Here is a 1,899-nt window from a genome sequence, read left to right as displayed (position 1 = left end):
AGCAGGCGATGCCGGATGCGTTGCGCGATACCTGGGGCATGTTCACCACCCAATCGGCGAGGCTGATGCGGAAGGCCGACTATGGCATCGCGGTGGGCAACCCGGCCGATCTGGTGCTGGTCGATGCCCCGGACACGGTTGCGGCGATCCGCGAGATCGCGCCGACCCTGGCCGGCTTCAAGCGCGGCCGCCGCACCTTCACGCGGACGCCGGCGGTGCTACACAGGCTGGCGTAACGAGGGGGGGAGGCGCCGTGGCGGCGCGCCGCCTGGGCCCCGCCGCGGCAGGCCGCGCCACAGGAGGAAAGAGATGAACAGCGTCACCGACCGCCGCATGCGCTTCCGCAACGTGCTGGCGGGAAATCTCTGCATCCATCCCGGCTCGGTCTTCGACCCGATGTCGGCCCGCATCGCCGAGGAGCTGGGCTTCGAGGTCGGCATGTACGCCGGCTCCACCGCCTCGCTCACCGTGCTGGGCGCGCCCGATCTCATTGTGCTGACGCTGACCGAATTCGCCGACCAGGCGCGCCGCATCTGCCGCGCCGTGCGGACCCTGCCGCTGCTGGTCGATGCCGATCACGGCTACGGCAATGCGCTGAACGCCATGCGCACCTGCGAGGAGATCGAGGCCGCCGGCGTCGCCGCCATGACGCTGGAGGACACCGTGCTGCCGCGGCCCTATGGCGACGGCAAGGTCACGCTGATCTCGCTGGAGGAGGGCATGGGCCGGGTCAAGGCGGCGCTGGCGGCGCGCGACGACCCGTCCTTCTGCATCGTCGCCCGCAGCGGCGTCGTCTCGGTGAATGGCATCGAGGATGCGGTGGCGCGAACCAAGGCCTATACCACCAGTGGTGCCGATGCGCTGTTCTACACCGGCATCAGGACACGGGCGGAGCTGGATGCGGTCTCGGCCGTCGCTACCCTGCCGATCATCGTCGGCGGGGTCGAGGGCACGGAGATCAACGACAAGGCCTACCTCGCCGCGCGTGGCGTCCGAGTCGCGCTGCAGGGGCACCAGCCGATCATGGCGGCGCAGCAGGCGGTCTATGCCACGCTGAAGGCGCTGCGCGACGGGGTTCAGCCCCCGGCGCTGGATGGCTTGCCCAAGGATAATCTGATGGCGCGCGTCACCCGCGACGCCGACTACAAGCGCTGGACCCGGGACTACCTGGGCGGCAACTGAACGGAGAACGCCGAGCAATGGCCACTGAAACCGAAAGCCCCTTCCAGACGCTGCATGAATTCGTCAAGGAAGCGAAAGCCCGCCTGAGCCCCGGCAATTGGGATTACCTGGTCGGAGCCACCGAGACCGAGACGACGATGATGCGCAACCGCGCAGCCATCGATGCCCTGGCCTTCCGGCCGCGGGTGCTGCGCGACGTCTCCAGCATCGACCTGACCGGCCGCTTCCTCGGCAAGCCCATCACCCTGCCGGTGATGCTGGCGCCGGTCGGCGGGCTGGAGAATTTCGACCCCGAGGGCGGCGCCCCGGCGGCCCGCGCGGCGGCCGAATTCGGCGTGCCGATCATGGTCTCCTCCGTTTCCATGCCGGGGCTGGAGCCGATGGCGCAGGCGGGGAAGGGCCCCAAGGTCTTCCAGCTCTATGTCCGCGGCGACTGGCCCTGGATCGAGGAGGTTTCCAAGCAGGCGATCGACGCCGGCTATGACGCCTTCTGCATGACCGTCGACACCGCCATCTACAGCCGGCGCGAGCGCGACATCGCCAAACGTTTCGTCAAGCCCTGGCGGGCGCGGGCCACGGGCCAGCATTTCCAGGCGGCGCTGAACTGGGATGACGTGAAGCGCTGGAAGGACCGCTTCCCCAATACGCCGCTGGTGCTGAAGGGCATCGCCACCGCCGAGGACGCGGCCGGTCAGGTCGATGCTGGAGACGTCGCGC

Annotated in this window: 2 protein-coding genes and 1 pseudogene; all 3 read left to right on the top strand. The window is 69.1% G+C overall.

What is annotated here, in order from left to right:
- A pseudogene (locus tag AC3XYG_RS19275) lies at window positions 1–236 on the top strand (amidohydrolase family protein); the annotation flags it as partial.
- A 73-nt stretch (window positions 237–309) separates the two neighbouring features.
- Window positions 310–1,182, top strand: a complete 873-nt coding sequence (locus tag AC3XYG_RS19270; protein WP_489141478.1) for an isocitrate lyase/PEP mutase family protein — start codon at window positions 310–312, stop codon at window positions 1,180–1,182.
- A 17-nt stretch (window positions 1,183–1,199) separates the two neighbouring features.
- Window positions 1,200–1,899: alpha-hydroxy acid oxidase (locus AC3XYG_RS19265; RefSeq protein ID WP_489141477.1), on the top strand; the 700-nt coding region annotated here is incomplete at its 3' end.

The organism is Inquilinus sp. (assembly GCF_057815775.1).
Note: the sequence above shows the minus strand (reverse complement) of the source record. Positions and strands in the feature narration are given on the sequence as shown.

Bases quoted from the DNA above. Each gene is read 5' to 3' on its own strand.
- AC3XYG_RS19270 (WP_489141478.1), top strand. From the start codon at position 310: ATGAACAGCGTCACCGACCGCCGCATGCGCTTCCGCAACGTGCTGGCG.